This window comes from Nonomuraea sp. LPB2021202275-12-8 (assembly GCF_037044575.1).
Lineage (GTDB): Bacteria > Actinomycetota > Actinomycetes > Streptosporangiales > Streptosporangiaceae > Nonomuraea.
On record NZ_JBAHWD010000028.1, the window covers coordinates 55,908 to 78,877 of the forward strand.

Genomic DNA, 22,970 nt, shown 5'->3' on the forward strand with positions numbered 1-22,970 from the left:
GGGCCGGCCGGACACCCCAGGCGCGACGCCCGCAGGGTGGCCCCTCAGCCTCCGGCGATCCCGGCACGTCTCACGGCGTCTCCACCGTCGGCGTGAGCCGCTGCCGGACCAGCAGGGCGGCGCCCGCGACGGCGGCGGGCATCGCGATGACCGCCACGAACGGCACCAGGAACAGCAGGAAGATCACCACCCCGAAGCCCAGCGCCACCCCCTTGTTCCGGCGCAGGAGGGCGAAGCGTTCCTTCCGTGCCATCCCGCGGCGCTCCAGCGGAAGGGTGGTGAGCTCGATCGTCAGGAAGAAGCCGGAGACGGCGGCCCCGAGCACCGGCACCACGGTCTGCCCGAACACCGGGATGAAGCCGAGGAAGAACAGCGGGATGGTGAAGAGCAGCACGTACGCCAGCGTGACCAGGCTGTCCCTGATGGAGCGCGGCAGCGTGCGCCACCAGGGCTGCTCCTCGGCGTGATGCAGCGCGTCGGCCCTGGCCGAGAGCTTCTCGTAGAAGGGCTCGCCGATGACCAGCGTGAGCGCGGCGAAGGTGAGCACCGCCAGCGCCAGGCCGCCGAGGAACAGGGCGACGGCGACCGTGCCGCGGAAGAACTCCCGCCACGACCACGAGTCGGCGAACGGCGTGAGGAGCTCGGCCAGCGTGGACGCGTTGGTGCCGAGCAGGATCAGAGCCGCCACGTAGACGGCGAACGCGATCAGCGCCGGGATCAGCCCGAAAAGCCACCAGCGACCGTTTCTGGCCGCCCAGCTCACTCCCTGCATGAAGAACCCGACGCCGGAGGCGAAGTCGCGCAATGATCGCATGCCCGGCAGGCTAGCGCCAGAAGGCGGTGACCGCGTAGCCGAGCTCGTCGAACAGGGTGCGCAGCAGCGGCAGCGAGATGCCGAGGACGTTGCCGTGGTCGCCCTCGATGCCGTCGACGAACCAGCCGCCGCGCCCGTCGATGCTGAACGCGCCGGCGAGGTGGAGCGGCTCGCCGGTGGCGGCGTAGGCGGCGATCTCCTCTTCCGACGGCTGCCCGAAGTGGACGACGGTGGAGGCGACCTCGGCTGCCTGCCTGCCGGACGGCACGTCGATCACGCAGTGGCCGGTGACGAGGCGGCCGGTCCTGCCGCGCATCATCCGCCAGCGGTCGACGACCTCCTGCTCGGTGGCGGGCTTGCCGTAAGGGCGGCCGTCGAGCTCCAGGATCGAGTCGCAGCCGATGACCAGGCCCTCGTCCAGCCCGCCGGCGACCGCGGCGGCCTTGGCCTTGGCCAGGACGAGGCTGAGCGCCGCGGGCGAGTGGGCGGTGAACGCGTCCTCGTCGACCCCGCTCACGATCACCTTGGGGTCGAGTCCGGCGCTGCGCAGCAGAGCCAGCCGGGCGGCGGAAGCAGAGGCCAAGACGATCACCGCATCAGCTTACCGGTCACCAGTCGGGGTTCTGCGCCCCCCTGGCGGCCTGCTGCTCCGCGCCCGCGCGCGGCTCCACGACTCCACTGCGAGCGGGTACGGACGAGTCGCCGAAGATGTCGCCGAGTATCGGGGCGATCAGGTCCTCCAGCCCGCTGGACGTGGCCGAGCGCTCCCGGCGCAGTTCGCCGGTCATGGTGTCGGTGTCCATGTCCTGCCTGGCAGCGCGGTCGGCGAGCAGAGACATGATCATCGGGGCGAGCAGCGGCAGCACCTTCAGCAGGGCGCCCTCGTCGACGCCGGAGAAGCGCGCCAGCCCTTCGGCGGCGTACTCGGTGCCCTGGGTGCCGAGCACGTGGGCGAGGATGTTCTGCCCGTCGCGCATCAGCGAGGCGACGTCGCCGTTGAAAGGGTCGGCGTCCGCGTGGTCGTCGAGCGCGCCGCGCAGGGCCTCGGCGCCCTCAGGGTGGTCGGCGCCGCGAGCCATGCCCGCCACGACGGTGCCGGTCGCCGCCTGGATGACCGCGCGCGCCGTGGCGGTGTCGGTGCCGAGCATCCCGGCGATCTGCTCCAGGCCGGGATCGCCGAGCTCTGCGAGAAGCTCGTCAATCAGTGTCACGGCAGGTCCCCCGATCTTCGTTCCGGGAGACCTTCCCCACGCGCCCTGTGTCTATATCCGGCCTGGTCCTAACTTTTCGCCAAAGGCTCGACCTTGGCGGCTGCGGGCACTCCGGCCGCGGAGTACGCGCTCTCCTCGTCGAGGGTCTCGTGCTCCAGCAGGGCGGCCACGATGCCTTCGAGCTTGTCGCGATTGTCGGTGAGGATCCGCACCGCGCGCTCGTAGCACTCGTCCACGATGCGCCGCGCCTCCTCGTCGACGATGGCCAGCGTGGCGGGCGAGGCCTGCGGCTGGCCGTCGCTCGGCAGGATGGTCAGCGGGCCGACCTTGTCCGACATCCCCCAGCGCCCGACCATGCCGCGCGCGATCATGGTGACCTGCTCCAGGTCGTTCTCGGCGCCGGTGGTGATCACGCCGAAGATGAGGTCCTCGGCCGCCATGCCGCCGAGCGCGCCGGTGATGCGGCCGCGCAGATACGGCTCGTCGTAGGCGTAGCGGTCGGTGTCGGGGGTGGAGAGCGTGACGCCGAGCGCGCGGCCGCGCGGGATGATGGAGATCTTCCTGACCGGGTCGGCGCCGGGCTGGAGCATGCCGAGCAGCGCGTGGCCGGCCTCGTGGTAGGCCGTCCTGGTGCGCTCGTCCTCGGGCATCACGATGCTGCGGGCGGCGCCGAGCTGCAGCTTCTCCAGCGCGTCGGCGAAGTCGGCCGTGCCGACCTTCTCCCTGCCGCGCTTGGCCGCGAGCAGGGCCGCCTCGTTGACCAGGTTGGCGAGGTCGGCGCCGGTCATGCCGGGCGTGATCTTGGCGAGCTGTTCCATGCCCACCTCGCCGTCGAGCGGCACGCTCCTGGTGTGGACCTGCAGGATCGCGGTACGGCCTGCCGCGTCGGGCAGGCCGACCTGGACGGTGCGGTCGAAGCGGCCGGGACGCAGCAGCGCCGGGTCGAGCACCTCTGGCCGGTTCGTGGCCCCGATGACGATCACGCCCTCGGTGCCGGAGAAGCCGTCCATCTCGGTGAGGATCTGGTTGAGCGTCTGCTCGCGTTCGTCGTGCCCGCCGATGCCGCCCGCGCCGCGGGCTCGGCCGATGGCGTCGATCTCGTCGATGAACACGATCGACGGCGCCACCTTGCGCGCCTCCTCGAACAGGTCACGGACCCGGGACGCGCCGACGCCGACGATCATCTCGATGAACTCCGAGGCGCTCGCCGAGAAGAACGGCACTTCGGCCTCTCCCGCGACCGCCCTGGCCAGCAGCGTCTTGCCGGTGCCGGGAGGGCCGGCGAGGAGCACGCCCTTGGGCAGCTTGGCGCCGAGCCGGCGGTACTTGTCGGGGTCCTTGAGGTAGTCGACGATCTCGACGAGCTCGTTCTCCACCTCGTCGATCCCCGCCACGTCGTCGAACGTGACACGCACCTGCCCTGCCTCGACCGGCTTGGCCGCCTTCGACTTGCCGAGGCCGCCGAGCCCGCCGCCGCCCATCATGCCGGCGCCGCGGCGCATGATCCAGATCCAGAGCCCGGCCAGCAGCAGCACGGGCAGCAGCGACAGAAGCAGGTTGACGAAGAAGCCGCGGCCCGAGCTGAGCGGCTCGGCCTTGATCTCCACCCCGGCCGACTGGAGCTGCTGCGAGAGCTGGTCGGTGTTGGCGAAGGTGGGGATCTCGGTGCGGAACTCGGTGTAGGACTGGTTGTCGCTGTCGGGGTCGGTGGCGGCGGCCTTCAACTGGCCCTCGACTGACAGGCCGGTGGCGTAGATCTCCTTGACGTTCTTGGAGTTCACCTGCTTGGTGAACTCGGTGTAGGAGACCGTCTCGACCGAGCCGGTGTCGAAGAAGGACGAGACGAGGAAGAAGGCGGCGTAGACGACCAGGAGCGTGACGACGAACCGCCACCAGTTGATCTTCGGGCGACCGCCCGGGGTGCCGGGAAGCCCCTCGGCGCGCCACGGCGGCTTGACCTTCTTGCCGTTCGGCACCTGCGGCGATCCAGCGCGTTCCACGAAAACTCTTCCCCCTATATCGCCGCAATCATGATCTTCAGCCTAGATCACGCACCCCCGACAGCACGCGGCTGATGTCACGCCAGCGGCTCCGTTGCGTGTCCGGCACTGTCACAAACGTCAGTCCGGGCTTCGCCATTCCGCCCTCCACCACCACGACGGCCGCCCGGGAGCTGCGCTTGCCGTACGCCACCTGGTAGAGCAGCATCCAGCCGCCCTGGACGCGCTGCGAGGCGAACCAGCGGATCTTCGCGTCCTTGGGGTGGTGGTTGAGCGTCCACCGGGCGGCGAGCAACGCCGTGTCGCGCGGGGATTTCTGCGCCTCGATGGGCAGCGGGCAGCTCACCAGCAAGCCGCGCCGGCTGTCGCCGCGCTGCTTGGGCAGCATCTGCCGGGTGGTGAACGGCGCCGCGCCGTACACCTTCCAGGGCTTGCCGAGTCTCGGCACGGCCAGGCCGCTGCGGCTGTCCTTGAGCACGCGCTTGGTCGCGGCGGGCAGGGACTGGCGGCGGAGCTTGCCGGGCAGCCTGGGCACGCGCGCGTCGGCGTACAGGGCCTCCATGGCCGTGTAGCCGGGAGCCAGCGAAGCGCCGGGGGTGGGCGTCGGCCTGACGGCGGGTGCGGTGGCGGCGGACGGCGAGGGGGTGGCGGACGGTGACGGGCTCGCCGAGGGTGGGCCGGACGAGGGTGGGCCGGACGAGGGTGGGCCGGACGAGGGTGGGCCGGACGAGGCGGGCACGGCCGATGGCGCGGCAACCGGCCGGGCGCCGGCCTCGTCGGGTCTCGTCGGGAGTGCCAGGACCACGGCGACGGCGGCGACCGCCACCGCCGCGACCACGGCGAACCCCCGGTAGACCACCCGCATCCGCAGATCGCCGATGCGGGAGCGCCGGGGCGAGGAGGCGGGGGTTCCCGGTCTGTCTGCGGTTCTCACACCGGAACCTTCGGTCTCATCATCCCCATCGAGCACGACGGGAGCGTACGACATATCACGCCATTCCGCGCCGGAAGCTACCGAAGTGTCATCTTGACATTTGCGTGGCGCTCTGCCGTGGACGTTCTGGTCAAGATCGGGCCACCCGTCCGTAGAGCCACGGGGCCTCGGCCACGAAGGTGCACGAGCCCGGCGCGATCTCGGTGAACCCCGCGTCGCGCACCACGGGCAGGCCCGCCTCGACCTTCGCCTCGAAGGCGTTCCCGCCCGCCGTGCGCACCGACACCGCCGGACCTCCGGCCCGCCAGGCGGCGCGCTCGGCGGCGTCGCTGGCCCACCAGGCGAGCTGGGCGGCGTGCCCGGCCTGGGCCATGGCCTTGCCGGCCGACATGGTCAGCGCCGGGTTGGCCCACAGGGTCGGCTGCGTGGCGGGACCCGGCTCGGCCGTGTCGGTCAGCTCCGTGCCGGACACCTGCAGCCGGGCCAGGTCGCGCGGCCAGTCGTCCAGTGGCACGGGCGGATGGACCCGCACCTCGGCCGTGCGGTGCTCGATCGTGCGTCCCGGCAGCGCGAGCGCCCTGCGCCACTCGGCGCCCCTGGCCCTGCGCACCACCTTGCGGATCCTGCCGGTGACTTCCCAGGCGTGCAGCTCCGCCGCCCACTCCCCCGGGTCGCCGAGCAGGCTCAGCACGGCCATCGCGGCCGCCTCCAGGGCGTCGGTGCGCTCGGGCGGCGCGGCTCTCTCGATCCTGACCACCAGGGGCAGGACCCTCAGCTCTGACTCGTTCATCGCCTCTTAGCATGCCTGATGGCCAGCGACATGCCGGTGGCCAGGAGGCAGAGCAGGCCGGCGCCGTACCAGGCGTAGTCGTAGGCGCCCAGCTGGTCGCGCGTGAGGCCGGCGGCGACGGCGGCGATCGCGGCTCCCACCTGGTGGGAGCCGAACACCCAGCCGAACACCACGGCCCCGTCGGCGCCGTAGATGCTGCGGCACAGCGCCACCGTGGGCGGCACGGTCGCCACCCAGTCCAGGCCGTAGAACACGATGAAGATCAGCATGCTGGGCTCGGTGGTGGCCGCGAACAGGCTCGGCAGGATCATCAGCGACAGCCCGCGCAGCCCGTAGTAGACGGCGAGCAGCTTCCTGGGATCGACCTTGTCGCTGAGCCAGCCGGAGGCGACCGTGCCCACGATGTCGAAGATCCCGACGACCGCGAGCAGTCCGGCGGCTGCCGGCTCGGCCATGCCGTGGTCGTGTGCGGCCGGGATGAAGTGGGTGCTGATCAGCCCGTTGGTGCTGGCGCCGCAGATCGCGAACCCTCCGGCGAGATACCAGAACGGGCGGGTGCGCGCCGCCGACCGCAGCACGGTCAGCGCCCGCACCGCCGCGTTCGTGGCGGGAGGCACGGTACGTGGAACGTCCGGGTCGGCTCCCAGGGCGGTGGTGCCCACGTCCTCCGGACGGTCGCGCAGCAGCCACCACACGAAGGGCACCACGGCCAGGGCGGCCCCGGCGACGGCCAGCGAGGCCACCCGCCAGCCGGGCCCCTGGGCGAGGTGGGCGAGCACGGGCAGGAAGACGAGCTGGCCGGTGGCGCCCGCCGCCGTCAGCACGCCGGTGACCAGGCCGCGATGCCGGACGAACCACCGGTCGGTCACCGTGGCCGCGAACACCAGCGCCATCGACCCGGTGCCGAGCCCGACGAGCACTCCCCACAGCAGCAGCAGTTGCCAGCTCGCCGTCATCGTGACCGTCAGCCCGCTGCCCGCGGCGACCAGCAGCAGCGCGATCGAGACGACGCGGCGCATGCCGAAGCGGTCCATCAGGGCCGCCGCGAAGGGCGCGGTCAGGCCGTACAGCATGAGGTTGATCGACACGGCCAGGGAGATCGTGCCCTTGCTCCAGCCGAACTCCTCCTGCAACGGGGTGATCAGCACGCCGGGGGTGGCGCGGAAGCCGGCGGCGCCCAGGATGGCCACGAAGGCGACGGCCGCGACGAACCAGGCCCGGTGCAGACGCGCGGGCCTGGTGGTGGTGCTCGAGGTCATCCGCCAATCTTGATTTATCGTTAGATACAGGCGCGAGTGGCCGAATGGCCAATATGTGAAAGAATCCGGCCATGGCGCATCGCATCGCGGTCATCGCCCTCGACCAGTTCGCCCCGCTCGACCTGGGGGTGTCGGGGCAGGTGTTCGGCTCGGCGGATTCGCCGGCCGGGGAGAAGCTCTACGAGGTGGTGACCTGCTCGCCCGGCCGCGCCCCCGTACGCTGCTCGGCCGGCTACACGGTGCTGCCCGACCACGATCTCGACGTGCTCGACACCGCTGACACGGTGCTGGCGGCGGGAGTGCACGGCGGGCAGGTGATGCGGGACGGCACCATCCCCGGCGAGCTGCGCGAGGCGCTGCAGGGACGGCCCAGGGTGATGTCGATCTGCACGGGCGCTTTCGTGCTGGCCGCAGCCGGGCTGCTCGACGGCCGTCCCGCCACCACCCACTGGCGGGACGCCGCCCGCTTCGCCGCGCTGTTCCCGCGCGTCAAGCTGGACCCCGACGTGCTGTTCATCGACGACGGCGACGTGCTGACCTCGGCGGGCGTCGCGGCAGGGCTGGACCTGTGCCTGCACGTGATCAGGCGCGACCACGGCAGCGAGGTGGCCAATCGGACGGCCAGGCGCTGCGTGATGCCGCCCTGGCGGGAAGGCGGCCAGGCCCAGTACATCGAGCGCCCCCTGCCGCCCGCCACCGGCAACGGCACCGGCGCGACGCGCACCTGGATGCTCTCCCGGCTGGACGCGCCGCTGGACCTGGAGTCGCTCGCCGACCACGCCAGCATGAGCGTACGGACGTTCACCAGGCGCTTTCGCGAGGAGACCGGCATGAGCCCGGCCCGCTGGCTCGCCCGGCAGCGGGTGGAGCACGCCAGGCAATTGCTGGAGACGACGGACCTGGGAGTCGAGGAGGTGGCCAGGCGCGCGGGCTTCGGCACGCCGGTCTCTCTGCGCCAGCACCTGCACGCCGTGGTCGGGGTGTCGCCGCTGGCCTACCGCCACACATTCCGCCGCCTGTAAGGCGCTTATCTGTGACGAAAGCCACAGATCCACCCTAGAATCGGCGCCAGAAGATCCACAACGAGAGGGGTGGTCGCGTGGGCCCGGACCAGGTGCCCGCTGGGATCGACGTTCAGGTGCCGAGCGTCGCGCGCATGTACGACTACTACCTCGGCGGGAAGGACAACTTCGCCTCCGACCGCGAGGCCGCCGAGAAGATGATCGAGATCGGCCGGCAGATGGGCAACGACACCCGCGAGATCGCCCGCGCCAACCGCGGCTTCCTCGGCCGGGCCGTGCGCATGCTGGCCAAGGCCGGAGTGCGCCAGTTCATCGACATCGGCGCCGGGCTGCCGACGCAGGACAACGTCCACCAGGTGGCCAGGCGGCACGTCTCCGACGCGCGCGTGGTGTACGTGGACAACGACCCGATCGTGCTGATCCACGCCCGGGCGCTGCTGGCCAGCGACCCCGAGGTCCTCGCGCTGGAGGGCGACCTCAGGAACCCTGACGCGATCTTCGACGACCCTCGGGTGACCGGACACCTGGACCTGACGCAGCCGTACGCCGTCCTCATGGTCGCGGTGCTGCACTTCGTCTTCGACGACGAGGAGGCCGACCGGATCACCGCGCGCGTCCGCGAGCGGCTGGGCTCCGGCAACCACCTCGTGCTCTCCCACATCTACGTGGGCGACGCCGGCGACCGCGCCACGCAGGCGGGCCAGCAGGTCTACTCGACCACGGCCTCGGGCGGCATCGCCCGGCGCGGTTACGACCGGATCGCCGGCTACTTCGGCGACATGGAGGTGCTCGCGCCCGGCCTCGTCCCGGTCGCCGACTGGGACCCGGAGACGCCGCCCGAGAAGGTCGACCTGGTCAGGTCGGGCATCCTCGCGGGCGTGGGCCGCGTCCGCTGAGTCACTCCAGCAGGTCGGGCTGCTCGCGGACGATCTGGTCGTGCAGCGGCTGGAAGTTCACCCATCCGGCGAGCTCGCTGCCGACCTGCTGGCGGGTGAGCGCGGCGTTGCCGGGCTCGATGGGCACCACCTGGCCGGCGGCCTTGGCGACGAGCTGCACCTGGGCAGAGCGTTCCATCGTGACGAACCACCAGGCAGCCGCGTCCACCGTCTCGCCCACGGTGAGCAGGCCGTGGTTGCGCAGCACCACGGCCTTGTTGCCGCCGAGCGCGGCGGCGATGCGCTTGCCCTCCTCGACGTCCGTCACCACGCCGGTGTAGTCGTCGAACAGCGCGTTGTCCTCGTAGAAGGCGCACGCGTCCTGGGTGATGGGCTCGATGGTCTGGCCGAGCGCCGACAGCGCGCGACCGTAGACGGAGTGACTGTGTGCCGCGGCCACCACGTCCGGCCGGGCCTGGTGGACCTGGGAGTGGATGGCGAAGGCCGCCTGGTTGACGGGGTGGCGGCCCTCGACGACCGTGCCCTCGTGGTTCACCAGGATGAGGTCGCTCACCCTGATGTGCTTGAACGACATGCCGAACGGGTTGACCCAGAAGTGGTCGGTGAGCTCGGGGTCGCGGGCGGTGATGTGCCCGGCCACGCCTTCCTCGAAGCCGAATTTGCCGAAGATCCGCAGCGCGGCGGCCAGGCGCTCCTTGCGATGGCGCCGCTCCTCTTCGACGGTGTCGAACGTTCGCGGCAGACGGTAGACGAGATTGTCCGGCATGGCTCTCCCCAAGGTCCAGAAGAACATTCTGACCGCAGGTTAACGCCTGCCCGGCACGAAGGACATGCCTCGCCGGCCGGGGGCTCGCGCGGGGCTAGGACCGGGTCCCGTCGCGCCGCAGCAGGCTCTCGATCGCGGCCAGCCGCTCTTCCAGCCGGGAGATGTCGGCCCGGGTGGCGTTCGACTCCTCCCGCTTCAGCACCACGACGAGCCGGCCGTCCGGCTCCAGGCGGGCGGACGCGACGTCGCTGATCCTGTCGCCCTGCTGCGTGCGAATGGCGTTCTCCAGCTCACCGCGGCGCAGGGCCAGCCGCCTGACCGCGCCTTTCACGAGCCTGCCGTTCTGGATGACGGTGGTGGGCGTGCCCTCGATGACGCGGCCCGCGCGCTCGTCGAGGGCCAGCCACCGGTTCAGCGCGGCGTTGACGACGACCAGCGTGACCGCGCCGATCACGCCGCCGGTCACACTGTTGTCCGGGCCGATCACGGCGTTCTGCACCACGTTGGACAGCAGGAAGATCACCGCGAAGTCGAACGTGTTGAGGTTGGCCAGCCCACGCTTGCCGCTGATCCGGAACAGCACCACGATCAGCGCGTAGACCAGGATCGTGCGCAGCACCTTCTCCACGATCGGGATCTGCACCGCCAGCATGTCATGCCACATGGCCACCCCTTTCACAGAGATCATCACCGGAACGCCGCGACTCATGTTCGCGTTCGTACCGACTCCGGCCAGGGAACACCTGCGCCAACCGGCGACTTTTACCTCACCTTCGACCACAATTCGCAAAACTCGGCGAGCCGAAAGATAGTTTGCCTCCATACGAAGGCTGTAACGCGACAATCGTCGCGCGTCCACCGGACGAGGAGGTCGTCGTGGCTCTGGGAGACGGCATTAGACGGAACGTGGCAAAGGTTTCCCAGGAGGAACGCATTTATACGCGTCGATCTGGGCCAAGCAGGGCGGCCCCGAACTGGTCGCGCGTCACAACCTGACGTCGGCGCAGCACCAGCAGACGGTCGAGCAGCTGTTCGCGGGAGGGTTTCGGCCCATATGCGTAGGTGGCTACAGCATCCGGCCCTAGGCGATCTCGACAGGTCCGGACCGAGCTGTTCTCGCTGAGAGAAGGTCACACGAGTGGAGCTATGGGGATTCGAACCCCAGACCTCCTCCATGCCATGGAGGCGCGCTACCAACTGCGCCATAGCCCCGTGCATTGCTGCGTGCCCAGTGTATCGGACTTCAACGACGTCCAAGTACGCCATTTCCCCCCGTTCCTCAGGCTGCCGGGCGGAAGAGGACGGGCCGGCCTCCGTGCGGCCCGTCCTCTTCCGCCTGGCTCCCACGCTGCCCCGGCGCGACTGGCGGGGCAAATGGTTATCCCACCTCGCGGGACTTGCCGATGAGCGTGGCCAGCTCGGTCACCATCGGGTCCTCCGCCTCGCCGGACAGCCGCTCGCCCTGCTCCCCCAGCGCCCCGAGATCCATCCCGAACGCCTTGCCGTCACGCATGTACAGGGCGAAGGCCGCCGCGAGCACGTCCACCTGCAGCCTCACGGGCGCGTCCTTCCACAGAGCCCCGGACAGCGCGCCCACGTCGACGGAGCCGCTGGCCTCGGCGGCCACCCTGGTGTCGGGGTGCTGCCACCGCACGGTCGCCGTGGCGAGCTGCCCCGTCGCGCCCGGCTTGAGCCGTACGGAATACAGGGCCGTCACCGAGTGACCGGGGCCGATCTCGCCGCCGTCGCGGGAGTCGTCGCGGAACTCCTCGGCGGTCAGCGCCCGGTTCTCGTAGCCCAGGAGCCGGTAGCCCGCCACGACCGACGGGTTGAACACCACCTGCGCCTTGGCGTCGCGGGCCCGCAACTCGATGTTCGCCGGGAGCTGCGTGGAGAACGTCTTCTCCGCCTCCTCCACCGTGGAGACGTAGACCGCGGAGCCGTCGCCGTTGTCGGCCAGCTGCTCCATGAGCTCGTCGCCGTAGTCCCTGCCGACGCCGACGGTGAGCAGCGTGATCTGCCTGCCGGCGTGCTCCTTGACCCGGTCCAGGATGGTCTGCCATGCGGTGTTGCCCTGGTTGGCCAGGCCGTCGGAGAGCAGGATGACCTTGTTCGTGGCGGCGGGGCGGAAGGCCTTGGCGGCCTCCTCGTAGCCGAGGACCAGGCCGCTCTCCAGGTCGGTGCCTCCTTCGACGGTGAGCCGGTCGACGGCCGCGCGCAGGTCGTCCCTGGCGGTGAGCGGGGTCATCGAGGCCAGCAGTTCGGCGTCGTCGCTGAACGCCACGATCGAGACCTGGTCGCCTGGGGCAAGCTGCCCGAGCAGGGTGTGCAGCGCCTGCTTGACCAGGTCGAGCCGGCCGGGCTCGGCCATCGAGCCGGAGACGTCGACCACGAAGGTGAGATTGGCCGGGCGGCGCGCCTCGGCGGACGTGGCGCGGGTCTGGAGGCCGACCCGCAGGACGGCCTCGTCGCGGTCGCCCATCCTGGCGCCGTCCACGTGCACGGTGAAGCCGTCGTCGGGTGGTTCGGGGTAGTCCTGCCTGAAGGAGTTGACGAACTCCTCCGGACGGATCTCGCCCGGCTCGGGCCAGCGGCCCTCCTGGAGGGTACGGCGGGCGTAGGCGTACGAGGCGGTGTCCACGTCGAGGGCGAAGGTGGAGATCTGCGCCCGGGTCGTGTCCTGCTCGTCATCCGGAGCCTCGCTCGCGGATGGACCGGGTTGAGGCCGCTCGCCGCCGGACTGTTCGGATGCGCGGTCGGGGGCCCGCTCGTGGGCGGTGGCGTTGCCTCCCGGCCCGCCTCCGCACGCTGCGAGCGCCAGCAGCGCCGCAACCCCAACACTCGCCATTAAAAGACGAAATTTCATCGCAATGCACCTCCAGGCCGTATGACGGCCCCGCGGCCACGGGTGGCCGGGGCGGTGACGTAAGCGAGCGCAAACCGCTATCCCCGCGTGATCGATTGTGGTGAACCGCTCGCATCCGGTAGGCATGGACATCGTGCGTGTTTATTTAGGACTGGCCGCAAAGCGGCACGACGTACCAGCCCGTGTCCTGGACAGGGTCCGATCCGTTGCGGAGACCGCGTTCCCGGTCCCGCCGGAGGTGATCCGGGGGCGCGAATGGCACGGCAGGGGCGTGTCGCTGTTCGGGTGGACCAACGAGCCCGACGACTCGCGGCAGCCGCGGCTGATCTCCGAACACGGCAGCCGCGTGCTCGGGCTGAACGGCCACCTGGCCGACCCGGCCGACGCCGCCCGGCTGCTGGACGATCCCTCCAGCGGGGAGGTGGGCGGCTGCTTCTCCGCCTGGGTCGCGCGCGACGGCGAGCTGACCGCCGCCACCGCGATCAACCGGGTCTGCCCGGTCTTCTACGCCGAGACGCCGGATCTGCACATCGTGGGCAGCCGGGCCCTGCTCGTGCACCTGGCCGCCCAGCAGTCGGACCGGATCGAGCATGACGTGCTCGCCCTGCAGACGATGATCCGGCAGGGCTTCTTCCTGTCGGACGAGACCCCGTACCGGGGAGTGACGGCGCTCCGTCCGAGCTCGCGCCTGGACGTGCGTGACGGGCGGCGCACGATCACCGAGACGCCGCTGCCGGAGGCGGCGCAGGCGCCGGGGTCGGCGCGGCAGAAGCGGGCGGCGATCACGGAGCTGGCCGACGCGCTGCTGGCCACCGTCGCCCCGCTGCGCGAGGCCGGCGAGCCGGTGAACCTGGCGCTGACGGGCGGGCGCGACACCCGCATCCTGGCCGCGCTGCTGCACGCGGCGCGGGTGCCGTTCAGGGTGACCACGAACGGGCTGGAAACCCACCCCGACGTGATCCTGGCCCGACAGATCGCCGCCAAACTCAAGGTCGAGCACACGGTGATCGCTCCCCCGCAGACAGCTCAGCAGGACGCGGTGCTGGTGGAGCACCCGCTGAGCCGGGCATGGGAGACGCTGCGCACCTGCGAGGGCATGACCTCGGCGTACGAGTCGATCGTCGGCTACCTGCCCTATTCCGGCAAGGCGACCATGTCCGGGCAGAGCGGCGAGACGCTCAGGGCCGGCAGCCTCAACCTGCTGCAGAGCGACCTGAGCGACAAGGCGTTGCTGCGGCGGATCAACAACACGTTCTACAAGGACGAGAAGCTGTTCACCGCCGAGGCGAACGAGCACGCGCGCGAGCTCGCCAAGCCCTGGCAGGCGCGCCGGAACCGGCTGGAGGCGCTGGACCACATCTACGTCTGGTACAAGGTCGGCCGCTGGCAGGCCAGCGCACGGGCGGGCTCGCTGCGCCGGGGCGACCCGGTCCGGCCGTTCCTGGACAACCGCGTGGTACGGGCCGCGCTCGGCCTGGACCAGGGCTGGCGGCTTTCAGAAGAAGTGATTTATTCGCTAATTTTGCGATTCGCCCCTGAGCTGCGGGATGTACCCATCGAGGGGAAGCCGTGGCGGTTCGCCGAAGGGCTGGCGGCCCAGCGCAAGTGGTGGACGCGGACGCATGTGCCACCCGAGCACCTGCCCACGGCCAAGACAGGCGGCGGCTGGAGCTGGCGCACCAGCCCCGGGCCCGCTCTGACGGGCGTGCTGCGCGATCAGGTGCTCGGCAACCTCGACGCGCTCACCCCGATCGTGAACCCGGACGAGGTACGCGCCCTGTTCGCCGACCCGGTAGTCAAGAAGCCGGGGCTCGCCTGGCACCTCTACACCGTGAGCGCGCTGCTGACCGGCGCGTACCCGGGCAAGCAGCCGGAGGGCCTGGAGCAGATCCCGGTGTCCAAGCCGGACCCCGCCCGCTGACGGCGGTCGTTCGCGGGCGGTCACCAGTGCAGCAGGAGCAGCTCGGCGGAGAAGCCCGGCCCCAGGGCGATCAGCACGGCGGGCTGGTCCGCGCGGCCGCGTGTCTCCTGCAGGACGTGCAGCACGGACACCGAGGACAGGTTGCCGTGCTCGCGCAGCGACCGCCAGGTCACCTCCATCGCCTCGGGGGGCAGCTCCAGGGCGGCCGCCATCCGGTCGATCACCTTGGGCCCGCCGAGATGGCAGATCCAGGTGTCCACCTGGGCGGGGGTGAGCCCGTAGTCGGCCAGGAAGGTCTTGATGTCGCCGGTCAGCATCCGGTCCACGAACTGGGGCAGCCCGGCGTCGAGCATGACGCGGAAACCGTGCCCGCCCACGTCCCAGCCCATGAGGTGCTCGGTGCCCGGATAGAGCTTGCTGCGGGTCGCCACCACCTCCCGGCCCCGGCCGTGCCCGGTGGCCACGACGGCCGCGGCGCCGTCGCCGAACAGGCCGCTGGCGATCAGGTTGGCCACCGAGACGTCGTCGCGCTGCACGGTGAGCGAGCACAGCTCCACGCAGACGAGCAACGCCACGTGCTCGGGCCAGCCACGCAGGTAGTCGTGCACGCGTGACAGGCCGGCGGCCCCTGCGGCGCAACCCAGCCCGAACACCGGGACCCGTTTGACGTCCGCACGCAGCCCCGCGCGCTGGGCCAGCAGGGCGTCCAGCGACGGCGTGGCCAGGCCGGTGGTCGAGCAGAACACCAGGTGGTCGACCTTCTCCGGCGGCAGCCCGGCCTTCTCCAGCGCTCCCGCGATCGCCCGCTCGCCCAGGTCGAGCGCGACCTCCACATAGGCCTCGTTGGCACGGTCGAAGGAGTCGAGCTTGGCGTAGTCGTCGAGCGGCAGGGCGAGGTTGCGGCCGGTCACGCCGGTGGCGGTGTGAAAGCGTCGCAGCAGCTCCCCGTCGGCCGAGGTGAGCTGGGAGAACGCCTCGCTGATCTCCTCCTGCCGGTAGCGGTGCTCTGGCAGAACGGTCTGCACCCCCGATATGTACATACATCGTTTCTGCCGCTGAGAGGGACGGGCTAACATCCGGTCATGCCGCCGCTGCCGACCCGCCTGCCCACCCGCCTGCCCACTGTCGCCGTCCTCGCCTTCGACGGGATGTCGCCGTTCGAGCTCGGCTGCGTCGTGGAGATCTTCGGCCTGCCCCGGCCGGAGCTGGACGTGCCGTGGTACGACCTCAGGGTGTGCGCCGAGACGGCGGAGCCGCTCAGGGTGGTCGGCGGGTTCACCATGCGGGCTGAGCACGGGCTCGACATGCTGGCCTCGGCCGGGACCGTGATCGTGCCCGGTGTCGCCGACGTGCGCGGGCCCGTCTCCGCCGAGCTCGTCACGGCGCTGCGGCTGGCGCGCGAGCGCGGCGCCCGCGTGGTGTCGATCTGCTCGGGCGCCTTCGCGCTGGCCGCCGCCGGGCTGCTCGACGGCCGCGCGGCGACCACCCACTGGAAGTACGCCGACCTGCTGCGGCAGCGCTTCCCCGCCGTCGAGGTCAACGCCTCGGTGCTGTACGTGGACGGCGGCGACGTGCTGACCAGCGCGGGCAGCGCCGCCGGGCTGGACCTGCTGATCCATCTGGTGCGCGGCGACCACGGCGCGAACGTCGCCAACGCGGTGGCCAGGCGCCTGGTCGTCCCACCGCACAGGGAGGGCGGGCAGGCCCAGTTCATCGAGGCCGCGGTCACGCCGGTGCAGGACGACGGCGCGGTGGCCAGGGCGATGGAGTGGGCCCTGGCCAACCTGGCCGGGCCGATCAGCGTCGCGGACCTGGCCAGGATGGCGAACCTGTCGCGGCGCTCGTTCATCAGGCACTTCAAGCGGCAGACCGGCACCAGCCCGCTGCGCTGGGTGATCTCGCAGCGGGTGGCCGCCAGCCTGCCGATGCTGGAGTCGACGGGCGCGCCGGTGGAGGAGATCGGCGCGGCGGTGGGCTTCGAGAGCCCGGTGACGTTCCGGCACCACTTCACCCGTGCGATGCGCACGTCGCCGTCGGCCTACAGACGCACCTTCAACGCCTCCGCCGTCAGCCGGTGAGCCCGCGCCCGCTCCGGCTCACGAGAGCTGGCGGGTGATGGACGGATCGGTGATGGCGGTGTCGGCCGCCAGGAGGAAGGCCTTGGACAGGATGAGCGACAGCATCCCGCCGTCCTCCTCGAAGGGCAGGAAGACGTGGCCGGGGCCGGGGCCGCCGGGGACGACGCACAGGTAGGCGTCGTTGGGCTCCATGAGGATGTTGCCCGAGCCGAGGTGGATCTTGTAGGTGCGCAGGTCGCCGCGGACGCGCAGGAAGCGGTCGGTCAGCTCGGCGCGGCCGGCGATGGACAGCCTGGGGAGCAGGCGGGTGAGTGCGTCGCGGCGGATCTCGGCCGTCTCGGTCAGGGCACCGAAGCCGAAGGACTGCCAGTAGTCGCCGTGGCCCGTCGGGTCGAGGCCCGTGGAGGTGACGCCGACGGCCAGGTCGGCGTCGCGCAGCGTCTCCGACAGCAGCAGGGGCGGCACGTCGGCGACGGCCACGGGCTCACCGTCGGCGAAGAAGCGCAGGTCGCCGCTGACGCAGTGGGAGGCGGTGTTGCCGTAGCCGTCGCGCTCGGCCGACTCCCAGTCCAGGTGGAAGTCCCATGCGGCGGTCAGCCCCGGCAGCTGTTTGACCGCCTCGCTCTGGCCGGAGCCTCCCGCCGCGTCCCAGTGCCCCAGGGACATGCCGGTCCAGCCCCGCTCGGTCAGCAGGGCCTTGGCCTGGCCGTACCTGAGGAGGTGGGAGGCGAAGCGCCGCGAGTGGTCCCGGGTGCGCTCCTCGGCGGGCGTGAGCAGGTAGACCTCGCGGAAGGCCTGCTTGAACGGCTGGCGCAGGCCGAGCGCGAGGATGTGGTCGCGCCAGGTCCGCACGTCGTCGGGGGCGGCGAAGATCGGGTGCCAGAGCTTCACGGGCGTCTCCGGCCGAGGCTGGATGCGGCGGCCCTCCGGGTCGGTCAGCTCCCAGCCTTCGGCGGTCCGGACGGGAAGTCCCGCCGGGCCCCGGAGGATCTCCCAGATCAGCGCCCTGGCGTGCCGGCCGGTGACGGGGTGGTCGAGGTAGAAGGCGCAGACGTCCCGCCAGCGCCAGATGCGCTCGGTGGCCAGGGCGCGTTCGACGCGGTGGCGCTCGGCGGGCAGCGTCTGCTTCAGCTCCTTGGCGGCGGCCTTGAGCTCGGCCAGCGACTCGCGGTGCTGCTCGCGCACCGCCTTGGGGATGGTCTTGCGCGCCTTGCCGTCGGCCACGTAGGCGATCGTGCCGTCGGCGGAAAGTCGCAGACCGTGCTCGGTGCGGGTGCCGTCGGCGTCGAGGCCGAAGGACGGGACCGTGCGCTCCACCAGCTGCTCGGGCGACAGGCCGGTCTGCTCGGCGACCGCCTCCAGGGTCCCGGCCACGAGCCTGAGGATGCTCTTCTTGCGGACCTTGGCCTGCACCCTGGCGAGCTGGGCCACCACCTCCAGGCCGCCGCGCCGGGCGAGCACGCCGATGGCGGCGTTGGCGGTGCGCTCGCTGCGGGAGTTGGGGCCCGAACCGCCGATCCCGGTGCCCGCCGCCACCGCCACATCGCCGAGCAGCCCCGTCACCCAGGGCTCGTCGATGAGCTCGCAGGTCCACACGATGCCGCGCACGAGCGCGCGGGTGCGCTCGTGGAAGTAGGTGACGACGGTCCGGACATACCCGAAGTACTCGTACTGCTCGGACTGCTCCCGGTGGCCGGGAACGCGGCCCAGCACGTCACGCACCAGCGCGACCGTCTCGGGCGTGCGCAGCTCGGCGGCCTTGGCGAGCCAGGCGGCGTCGGGCCTGGGCGCGGTCGCCGTCATCCAGTGCCGCAGCAGCTCCCTCACGCCGGGGGCGCCCAGGCGGTCGGCGTAGTCGTCGCGGAGCAGCCTGGCGAAGCCGTCCAGATCGTCGATCAGGGCGCGGGTGGCCTCCGCCGGGTCCGCCGCGTGCTCGGCCAGCAGCCTCTCCAGCACATGGGCGGTCTTGTCCGTGACCCGCCAGGGCTCCCGGCCGAGGTTGGCCCTCGCGGTGCGTAAATACGCCACGTACGGCTCGCGCTCGGCGATCGGCAGGTCCGCGACCGCGGCGACGGGCAGCGTGTAGAGGTCGTCGGGCTGCTGGTGCTCGCTCAGCGGGGACACCGCGATCCGCCACAGCAGCTCGATCTCCTCCGGGGCCCAGCGGAGCCCGCGCCGCGCCACCGCCGCGGGAACCGCGGTCAGCACCTGGCTGAAGTCGCGCGATCGCCAGAGCAGGTGCATGCGCAGCTGGGCCCAGAGTCCCATGGCCCGCCACTCGGCCTCGCCGAAGCTCTTCGACAACGGGCCCAGCGGGGTCTGCGAGAGCTTCGGGCGCCACACGGCAGGATCCGCCACGTAGACGGCGTCGAGCCGGTCGAAGACGGCGTAGGCGGTCTCGTCCAGGAAGTCCAGCCAGCCGCGCTGGGACTCGGGCAGCTCGTCGGCGATCCGCACATCAGCCTCCGACCAGGGGCACGAGCTTGACGAACGACACCACCGGGTCGCCGGAGAGCGCGATCCGCTCGTCGAGGTCGTCGATCTGCCGGTCGCCGACGAGCAGGATGAATCCGTTGCGGGCGAACGCGGCCTCGGCGGCGTCGGCCTGCTTCTCCCAGTCGAGGGGGCGGGCGGTGCTCATCCGATAGCCGTTGAGCTCGGCCTCGGCGTCGGTCGGCTTGACCAGGCCGCGGAAGTGCCGCGTCGGGGCCGCGTTGTGGCGCGCCACCTCTTCGCGGACGCGCAGCCGCACGAGCTCGCGGGCCGAGACGCTCTCGGGCAGGCCGGGGAGCGTGAACTCCGCCAGGGTCCTGCCGGTCGCGGTCTCGTCGCGAAAGATGACCAACGTCATTGCGCTCCCTTGATCGCCGGGGTCGATGCGCAATTCGTAGCAGCCACCGGCGACAGAAACGCCTACGGGCGGGTCGTGGGGCGTGGTCCGGGCTCCAGGACCTCGTAGGCGTCGCGCACCCAGTCCGTCAGGATCGGCCGGGTCTCGGCCGGGTCGACGATGTCCTCCACGAGGAAGGACTCCGCCGTGCGGAAGGGGGATCTGACCGCTTCCAGGCGCTCGGCGATCTCCGCCTTCATGGCCTCCGCCTCGGGCCCCGCTTCGGCCAGCATGCGCTTGAACGCCACTTCCAGACCGCCCTCGATGGGCAGCGAGCCCCAGTCGCCCGACGGCCAGGCGACCCGCAGGCCGTATCTGGAGTGCGGCCGGTGCGCGGCGCCCGCGACCCCGAAGACGCGCCGTACCAGCACCGACGCCCAGGGGACCGTCGACTGGTAGACGGCGGCGAGCGCGCGGGCGCCGTGCCTGATGGTGCCGGCCCGCTCGGCGGCGCTGCCGATCACGAACCCCGGCTGGTCGACCAGGTGCACGACCGGCAGCTGGAACGTCTCGGCGAGGTCCACGAACCTGGCCGTCTTGTCGGCGCCCTGCGCCGTCATGCCGCCGCCGTAGACCACCGGGTCACTGGCCAGCACCGCCACCGGGTGCCCGGCCAGCCGCGCGAGCGCCGTGACGGTGGAGCGGGCGTGGCGGCGGCCGAGCTCGGTGACGCTGCCCTCGTCGAAGACCACGTCGAGGATCGCGCGCATGTCGTACGGCTTGCGGCGGTCGCGGGGGACGAGGTCGCGCAGCTCGGGGGCGGTCCTGCCGGGGTCGTCGGCGCAGGCGGCGACCGGCGGGCGGCGCCAGGCGCTCTGCGGGAGGTAGGACAGCACCCGCCTGGTCAGCGCGAACGCCTCCTGCTCGGAGCCGGCCACCAGGTCCACGGCGCCCGCTGCCGAGACGGGCCGCCAGCCGCCGAGCTCCTCCTTGCTCACGCTCTCTCCCATGCCGGCCTCCACCACGGCCGGGCCGGCGACGAACACCTGGGAGAGCTCCTTCACCATGATCGAGACGTGTGAGGTGACCAGGCGGGCGGCACCGAGACCGGCGACCGGGCCGAGCGCCAGGGCGATCACCGGGATCCTGCCCAGGTTGGCGACCACCTGGTCCCAGCCGGGGTTGTGCGGCACGTACGTCCGCCCGAAGTCTTCGAGCTGCTTGACGCTGCCGCCACCGCCGGTGCCGTCGATCAGCCTGACCAGCGGCACCCGCATCTCCCCCGCCATCCGCTCGGCCAGGATCTGCTTCTCGTGGATGGCCGCGTCGGCCGCGCCGCCGCGCACGGTGAAGTCGTCGCCCGCCACCACCACCCGGCGGCCGTCGATCTCGGCCCTGCCGATGATGACGTTGGACGGGGTGAAGTCCTCCAGCTCACCGGACGCGGAATAGGTGGCCCGACCTGCCAGGGCGCCGATCTCGCGCCAGGAGTCGGTGAGCGCGGCGAGGCGTTCGCGGATCGTGAGCCGACCGGTGGCGTGCTGGCGGGCGACCCGCTCCTCGCCTCCCATCCGCTCCGCCAGGTCCTTGCGGTGCTCGAGTTCGGCGAGTTCGGGATCCCACACAGCGCTCTCCATCCGTCCGTACCGGCTGGTCGGTAGGTTAGTCCAGCGGACCGGCGTCGAGCAGCACTCCGGGGTTGAGGATCCCGCGCGGATCGAGGGCGCTCTTGGCCGCCCGGAGCGCGAGCGCGAACGGCTCGGGCCGCTGCCGGTCGTAGAAGGGCCGGTGGTCACGCCCGACGGCGTGGTGGTGGGTGATCGTGCCGCCGTGGCGCAGCAGCGTCTCCGACACGCGCCGCTTGAGCCGGTCCCAGCTCGCCACCTCCTCACCTCTCGGCGCCTCGGCGAGGACCGTGTAGTACGGCGCGGGCCCGTCGGGATAGGCGAAGGCGAAGCGGCAGGTCACACCGGGCTCCGCCATGACGGCCTCGTGCAGCGCGGGGAAGCGGTCCCAGGTGACGGCCGTCTCGAACGTCTCCGCGATCACGCCCAGCCCCGCGTAGGCGTTGCGCAGATAGGGCATGCGGGTGAAGGAGCCCTTCCATGCCTGGTCCTGGCGGGTCTCACCGGCCAGGCCGCCGTGCTTGCCGGTGATCTCCAGCGCCCGCGCCATCGCGGCGTCGACGGGGTGGTCGGCCGACTCGAAGCCGACGATGAGCAGCGCGTGCCGTCCGTCGCCGCCGGAGGCCAGCGCGGCCTCGCGAGCGTCGAGCAGCCGGCAGTTCGACGGGTGCAGCCCCGACTGGGCGAGGGCGTGCACGGCGTCGACGGCGGCCCGCCACTCGGCGAACCGCACCGGCGCCGACGCCTTGTGCGCGGGCCGCCGCTGCAGCCGCACCCACGCCCGGGTGATCACGCCCAGAGTCCCCTCCGAGCCGAGCAGCCACCGGTCCGGCGACGGCCCCGCCCCCGAGCCGGGCAGCCTGCGCGACTCCCACACCCCGGCCGGGGTGATCGCCCGCACCGACTCGACCAGGTCGTCGATGTGCGTGTGCAGGGTGGCGTAGTGCCCGCCGGCCCTGGTCGCGATCCACCCGCCGAGCGTGGAGAACTCGTACGACTGCGGGAAGAAGCGCAGTTGCAGGCCCTCCGGGAGCTGCGCGTTCAGCGCCGGCCCGGCCGCGCCCGCCTCGACCAGCGCGGCCCGCGAGACGGTGTCGACCTCGAGCACCCGGGCCATGCGGGTCAGGTCGAGGCAGATGACGGGCTCGTCGAAGCGCGCCTCCACACCGCCGACGACGCTCGTGCCCCCGCCTCTCGGCACCACGGCGATCCCCTGAGCCGACGCCCAGTCGAGCACCCGCTCCACCTCGCCCTCGTCCCTGGGCAGGGCCACGAGATCGGGCGCGTGGGCGAAGTCCCCCCGGTAGGCCCTGATCAGGTCCCGGTACGCCTGACCGTAGGTGCGCCGGGCCCGCTCCAGCGGCTCGGCGGTGCAGAACTCGCGCAGCTCCCCCGGCACCGGCAGCCTGGCCGGCGGCAGCCGTAACCGGCCGGCGGGCACCGGCTCCTCCCAGGCGGCCGGATCGCCCAGGCCCGTGTGCTCGGCGAACAGCCGCGCGATCTCTCTCAGCTCCTGCGGGTCGGGCTCGGGGCCCCAGGCCCAGTGGCTCGTCGTCATGCCTCCAGGGTGTAGTCGAAGACGTAGGAGTGCGAGCCGTCGGGGGCGATGGCGATGTCCATCTCGCCGCGCAGGCCGTGCAGCTCGCCGGTGCCGGAGTCGGGCACCACGCTGACGCGCAGCGACTGCTCGCCCCCGTCGCTCACCGCGTTGTGCTGCACGGCGAAGGCGCCGGTGCGGCCGTGCAGGCTGCCCTGGACGCGCTCCACCGCGACGTAGGACCCGGAATCCTCGACCGGGGTGGACACCACCGTCAGGTGCACGACGCTCGTGCCGGTCAGGTCACCGTGGAAGGTCTTGGTCATCGTGACCCTCCCGAACGTGACGCCGTCGGTCTCCATGAAGGGCGGCTCGGCGTTCCAGTCGGCAGTGTCGAAGGGTCCCTTTGCGATCACGTGTC

General features: G+C 71.7%; 21 protein-coding genes and 1 tRNA gene. 5 read left to right on the forward strand and 17 right to left on the reverse strand.

What is annotated here, in order from left to right; genetic code table 11:
* Window positions 1–70 precede the first annotated feature (70 nt).
* The 7 genes from V5E28_RS35940 to V5E28_RS35970 all read right to left on the reverse strand — a co-directional run bounded on the left by V5E28_RS35940 (window position 71) and on the right by V5E28_RS35970 (window position 7,008).
* Complete coding sequence (locus tag V5E28_RS35940; protein ID WP_336213712.1) at window positions 71–814, reverse strand: EI24 domain-containing protein; 744 nt, start codon at window positions 812–814, stop codon at window positions 71–73.
* 10 nt (window positions 815–824) lie between these two features.
* Window positions 825–1,406, reverse strand: coding sequence for a Maf family protein (locus V5E28_RS35945; RefSeq protein WP_336213714.1), 582 nt, complete (start codon window positions 1,404–1,406; stop codon window positions 825–827).
* Between the two features lie 16 nt (window positions 1,407–1,422).
* The gene (locus tag V5E28_RS35950; protein ID WP_336213715.1) at window positions 1,423–2,025 is read right to left on the reverse strand and encodes a DUF937 domain-containing protein; all 603 of its coding nucleotides are present in this window, start codon (window positions 2,023–2,025) and stop codon (window positions 1,423–1,425) included.
* Between the two features lie 68 nt (window positions 2,026–2,093).
* Entirely contained in the window at window positions 2,094–4,025 is a 1,932-nt protein-coding gene (gene ftsH / locus V5E28_RS35955; RefSeq protein WP_336213717.1) for an ATP-dependent zinc metalloprotease FtsH, read from the reverse strand.
* A 37-nt stretch (window positions 4,026–4,062) separates the two neighbouring features.
* A complete protein-coding gene (locus V5E28_RS35960; RefSeq protein ID WP_336213720.1) occupies window positions 4,063–4,959 on the reverse strand; it encodes a hypothetical protein in 897 nt (298 codons plus the stop codon).
* Window positions 4,960–5,089: 130 nt separating this feature from the next.
* Complete coding sequence (locus V5E28_RS35965; RefSeq protein WP_336213721.1) at window positions 5,090–5,749, reverse strand: peptidyl-tRNA hydrolase; 660 nt, start codon at window positions 5,747–5,749, stop codon at window positions 5,090–5,092.
* Window positions 5,746–7,008, reverse strand: a complete 1,263-nt coding sequence (locus tag V5E28_RS35970) for an MFS transporter (RefSeq protein WP_336213723.1) — start codon at window positions 7,006–7,008, stop codon at window positions 5,746–5,748. Before V5E28_RS35970 ends, V5E28_RS35965 begins: the two co-directional genes overlap by 4 nt.
* A 71-nt stretch (window positions 7,009–7,079) precedes the next feature.
* Here V5E28_RS35970 and V5E28_RS35975 point away from each other — a divergent pair, with 71 nt between their 5' ends.
* Both V5E28_RS35975 and V5E28_RS35980 read left to right on the forward strand, forming a co-directional pair.
* Window positions 7,080–8,030, forward strand: coding sequence for a GlxA family transcriptional regulator (locus V5E28_RS35975; RefSeq protein WP_336213725.1), 951 nt, complete (start codon window positions 7,080–7,082; stop codon window positions 8,028–8,030).
* A gap of 77 nt (window positions 8,031–8,107) precedes the next feature.
* Window positions 8,108–8,926, forward strand: coding sequence for an SAM-dependent methyltransferase (locus V5E28_RS35980; protein ID WP_336213728.1), 819 nt, complete (start codon window positions 8,108–8,110; stop codon window positions 8,924–8,926).
* A gap of 1 nt (window position 8,927) precedes the next feature.
* On the opposite strand, the gene V5E28_RS35985 is transcribed toward V5E28_RS35980, so the two are convergent.
* Window positions 8,928–9,692, reverse strand: a complete 765-nt coding sequence (locus V5E28_RS35985) for a class II aldolase/adducin family protein (RefSeq protein ID WP_336213729.1) — start codon at window positions 9,690–9,692, stop codon at window positions 8,928–8,930.
* 94 nt (window positions 9,693–9,786) lie between these two features.
* Window positions 9,787–10,356, reverse strand: a complete 570-nt coding sequence (locus tag V5E28_RS35990) for a DUF421 domain-containing protein (protein ID WP_336213732.1) — start codon at window positions 10,354–10,356, stop codon at window positions 9,787–9,789.
* Between the two features lie 310 nt (window positions 10,357–10,666).
* Between V5E28_RS35990 and V5E28_RS49735 the strand changes: the two genes are divergently transcribed.
* Window positions 10,667–10,777, forward strand: coding sequence for a hypothetical protein (locus tag V5E28_RS49735; protein ID WP_442945925.1), 111 nt, complete (start codon window positions 10,667–10,669; stop codon window positions 10,775–10,777).
* A gap of 54 nt (window positions 10,778–10,831) precedes the next feature.
* On the opposite strand, the gene V5E28_RS35995 is transcribed toward V5E28_RS49735, so the two are convergent.
* Window positions 10,832–10,904: transfer RNA gene (locus tag V5E28_RS35995), tRNA-Ala, on the reverse strand.
* A gap of 166 nt (window positions 10,905–11,070) precedes the next feature.
* Entirely contained in the window at window positions 11,071–12,540 is a 1,470-nt protein-coding gene (locus V5E28_RS36000) for a vWA domain-containing protein (protein ID WP_336213734.1), read from the reverse strand.
* Window positions 12,541–12,682: 142 nt separating this feature from the next.
* Here V5E28_RS36000 and V5E28_RS36005 point away from each other — a divergent pair, with 142 nt between their 5' ends.
* Window positions 12,683–14,479 carry an asparagine synthase-related protein gene (locus V5E28_RS36005; protein ID WP_336213736.1) on the forward strand — a complete coding sequence of 599 codons (1,797 nt, stop codon included), beginning with the start codon at window positions 12,683–12,685 and terminating at the stop codon, window positions 14,477–14,479.
* 20 nt (window positions 14,480–14,499) lie between these two features.
* Here V5E28_RS36005 and V5E28_RS36010 read toward each other — a convergent pair whose 3' ends face one another.
* The gene (locus V5E28_RS36010) at window positions 14,500–15,555 is read right to left on the reverse strand and encodes a type III polyketide synthase (RefSeq protein ID WP_336213737.1); all 1,056 of its coding nucleotides are present in this window, start codon (window positions 15,553–15,555) and stop codon (window positions 14,500–14,502) included.
* A gap of 39 nt (window positions 15,556–15,594) precedes the next feature.
* On the opposite strand from V5E28_RS36010, the gene V5E28_RS36015 reads away from it, so the two are divergent.
* Window positions 15,595–16,557 (forward strand): helix-turn-helix domain-containing protein, encoded by a 963-nt coding sequence (locus tag V5E28_RS36015; RefSeq protein ID WP_442945926.1) that lies wholly within the window; start codon window positions 15,595–15,597, stop codon window positions 16,555–16,557.
* Between the two features lie 18 nt (window positions 16,558–16,575).
* Here V5E28_RS36015 and V5E28_RS36020 read toward each other — a convergent pair whose 3' ends face one another.
* The 5 genes from V5E28_RS36020 to V5E28_RS36040 all read right to left on the reverse strand — a co-directional run bounded on the left by V5E28_RS36020 (window position 16,576) and on the right by V5E28_RS36040 (window position 22,965).
* Window positions 16,576–19,014: a DUF4132 domain-containing protein gene (locus tag V5E28_RS36020; protein ID WP_336213739.1), complete on the reverse strand. Its 2,439-nt coding sequence runs from the start codon at window positions 19,012–19,014 to the stop codon at window positions 16,576–16,578.
* Window position 19,015: 1 nt separating this feature from the next.
* Window positions 19,016–19,408: a hypothetical protein gene (locus tag V5E28_RS36025; RefSeq protein WP_336213740.1), complete on the reverse strand. Its 393-nt coding sequence runs from the start codon at window positions 19,406–19,408 to the stop codon at window positions 19,016–19,018.
* Between the two features lie 62 nt (window positions 19,409–19,470).
* Complete coding sequence (locus tag V5E28_RS36030) at window positions 19,471–21,012, reverse strand: acyl-CoA carboxylase subunit beta (RefSeq protein WP_336213742.1); 1,542 nt, start codon at window positions 21,010–21,012, stop codon at window positions 19,471–19,473.
* 37 nt (window positions 21,013–21,049) lie between these two features.
* Window positions 21,050–22,570: an FAD-binding oxidoreductase gene (locus V5E28_RS36035; protein ID WP_336213743.1), complete on the reverse strand. Its 1,521-nt coding sequence runs from the start codon at window positions 22,568–22,570 to the stop codon at window positions 21,050–21,052.
* The gene (locus V5E28_RS36040; protein WP_336213744.1) at window positions 22,567–22,965 is read right to left on the reverse strand and encodes a DUF3224 domain-containing protein; all 399 of its coding nucleotides are present in this window, start codon (window positions 22,963–22,965) and stop codon (window positions 22,567–22,569) included. Before V5E28_RS36040 ends, V5E28_RS36035 begins: the two co-directional genes overlap by 4 nt.
* Window positions 22,966–22,970: the final 5 nt, after the last annotated feature.

Bases quoted from the DNA above. Each gene is read 5' to 3' on its own strand.
- V5E28_RS36010 (WP_336213737.1), bottom strand. From the start codon at position 15,555: ATGTTAGCCCGTCCCTCTCAGCGGCAGAAACGATGTATGTACATATCG.
- V5E28_RS35975 (WP_336213725.1), top strand. From the start codon at position 7,080: ATGGCGCATCGCATCGCGGTCATCGCCCTCGACCAGTTCGCCCCGCTC.
- V5E28_RS35985 (WP_336213729.1), bottom strand. From the start codon at position 9,692: ATGCCGGACAATCTCGTCTACCGTCTGCCGCGAACGTTCGACACCGTC.
- V5E28_RS36005 (WP_336213736.1), top strand. From the start codon at position 12,683: ATGGACATCGTGCGTGTTTATTTAGGACTGGCCGCAAAGCGGCACGAC.
- V5E28_RS35970 (WP_336213723.1), bottom strand. From the start codon at position 7,008: ATGACCTCGAGCACCACCACCAGGCCCGCGCGTCTGCACCGGGCCTGG.
- V5E28_RS36035 (WP_336213743.1), bottom strand. From the start codon at position 22,570: ATGACGACGAGCCACTGGGCCTGGGGCCCCGAGCCCGACCCGCAGGAG.
- V5E28_RS36025 (WP_336213740.1), bottom strand. From the start codon at position 19,408: ATGACGTTGGTCATCTTTCGCGACGAGACCGCGACCGGCAGGACCCTG.
- V5E28_RS35965 (WP_336213721.1), bottom strand. From the start codon at position 5,749: ATGAACGAGTCAGAGCTGAGGGTCCTGCCCCTGGTGGTCAGGATCGAG.
- V5E28_RS35990 (WP_336213732.1), bottom strand. From the start codon at position 10,356: ATGTGGCATGACATGCTGGCGGTGCAGATCCCGATCGTGGAGAAGGTG.
- V5E28_RS35940 (WP_336213712.1), bottom strand. From the start codon at position 814: ATGCGATCATTGCGCGACTTCGCCTCCGGCGTCGGGTTCTTCATGCAG.
- V5E28_RS36000 (WP_336213734.1), bottom strand. From the start codon at position 12,540: ATGGCGAGTGTTGGGGTTGCGGCGCTGCTGGCGCTCGCAGCGTGCGGA.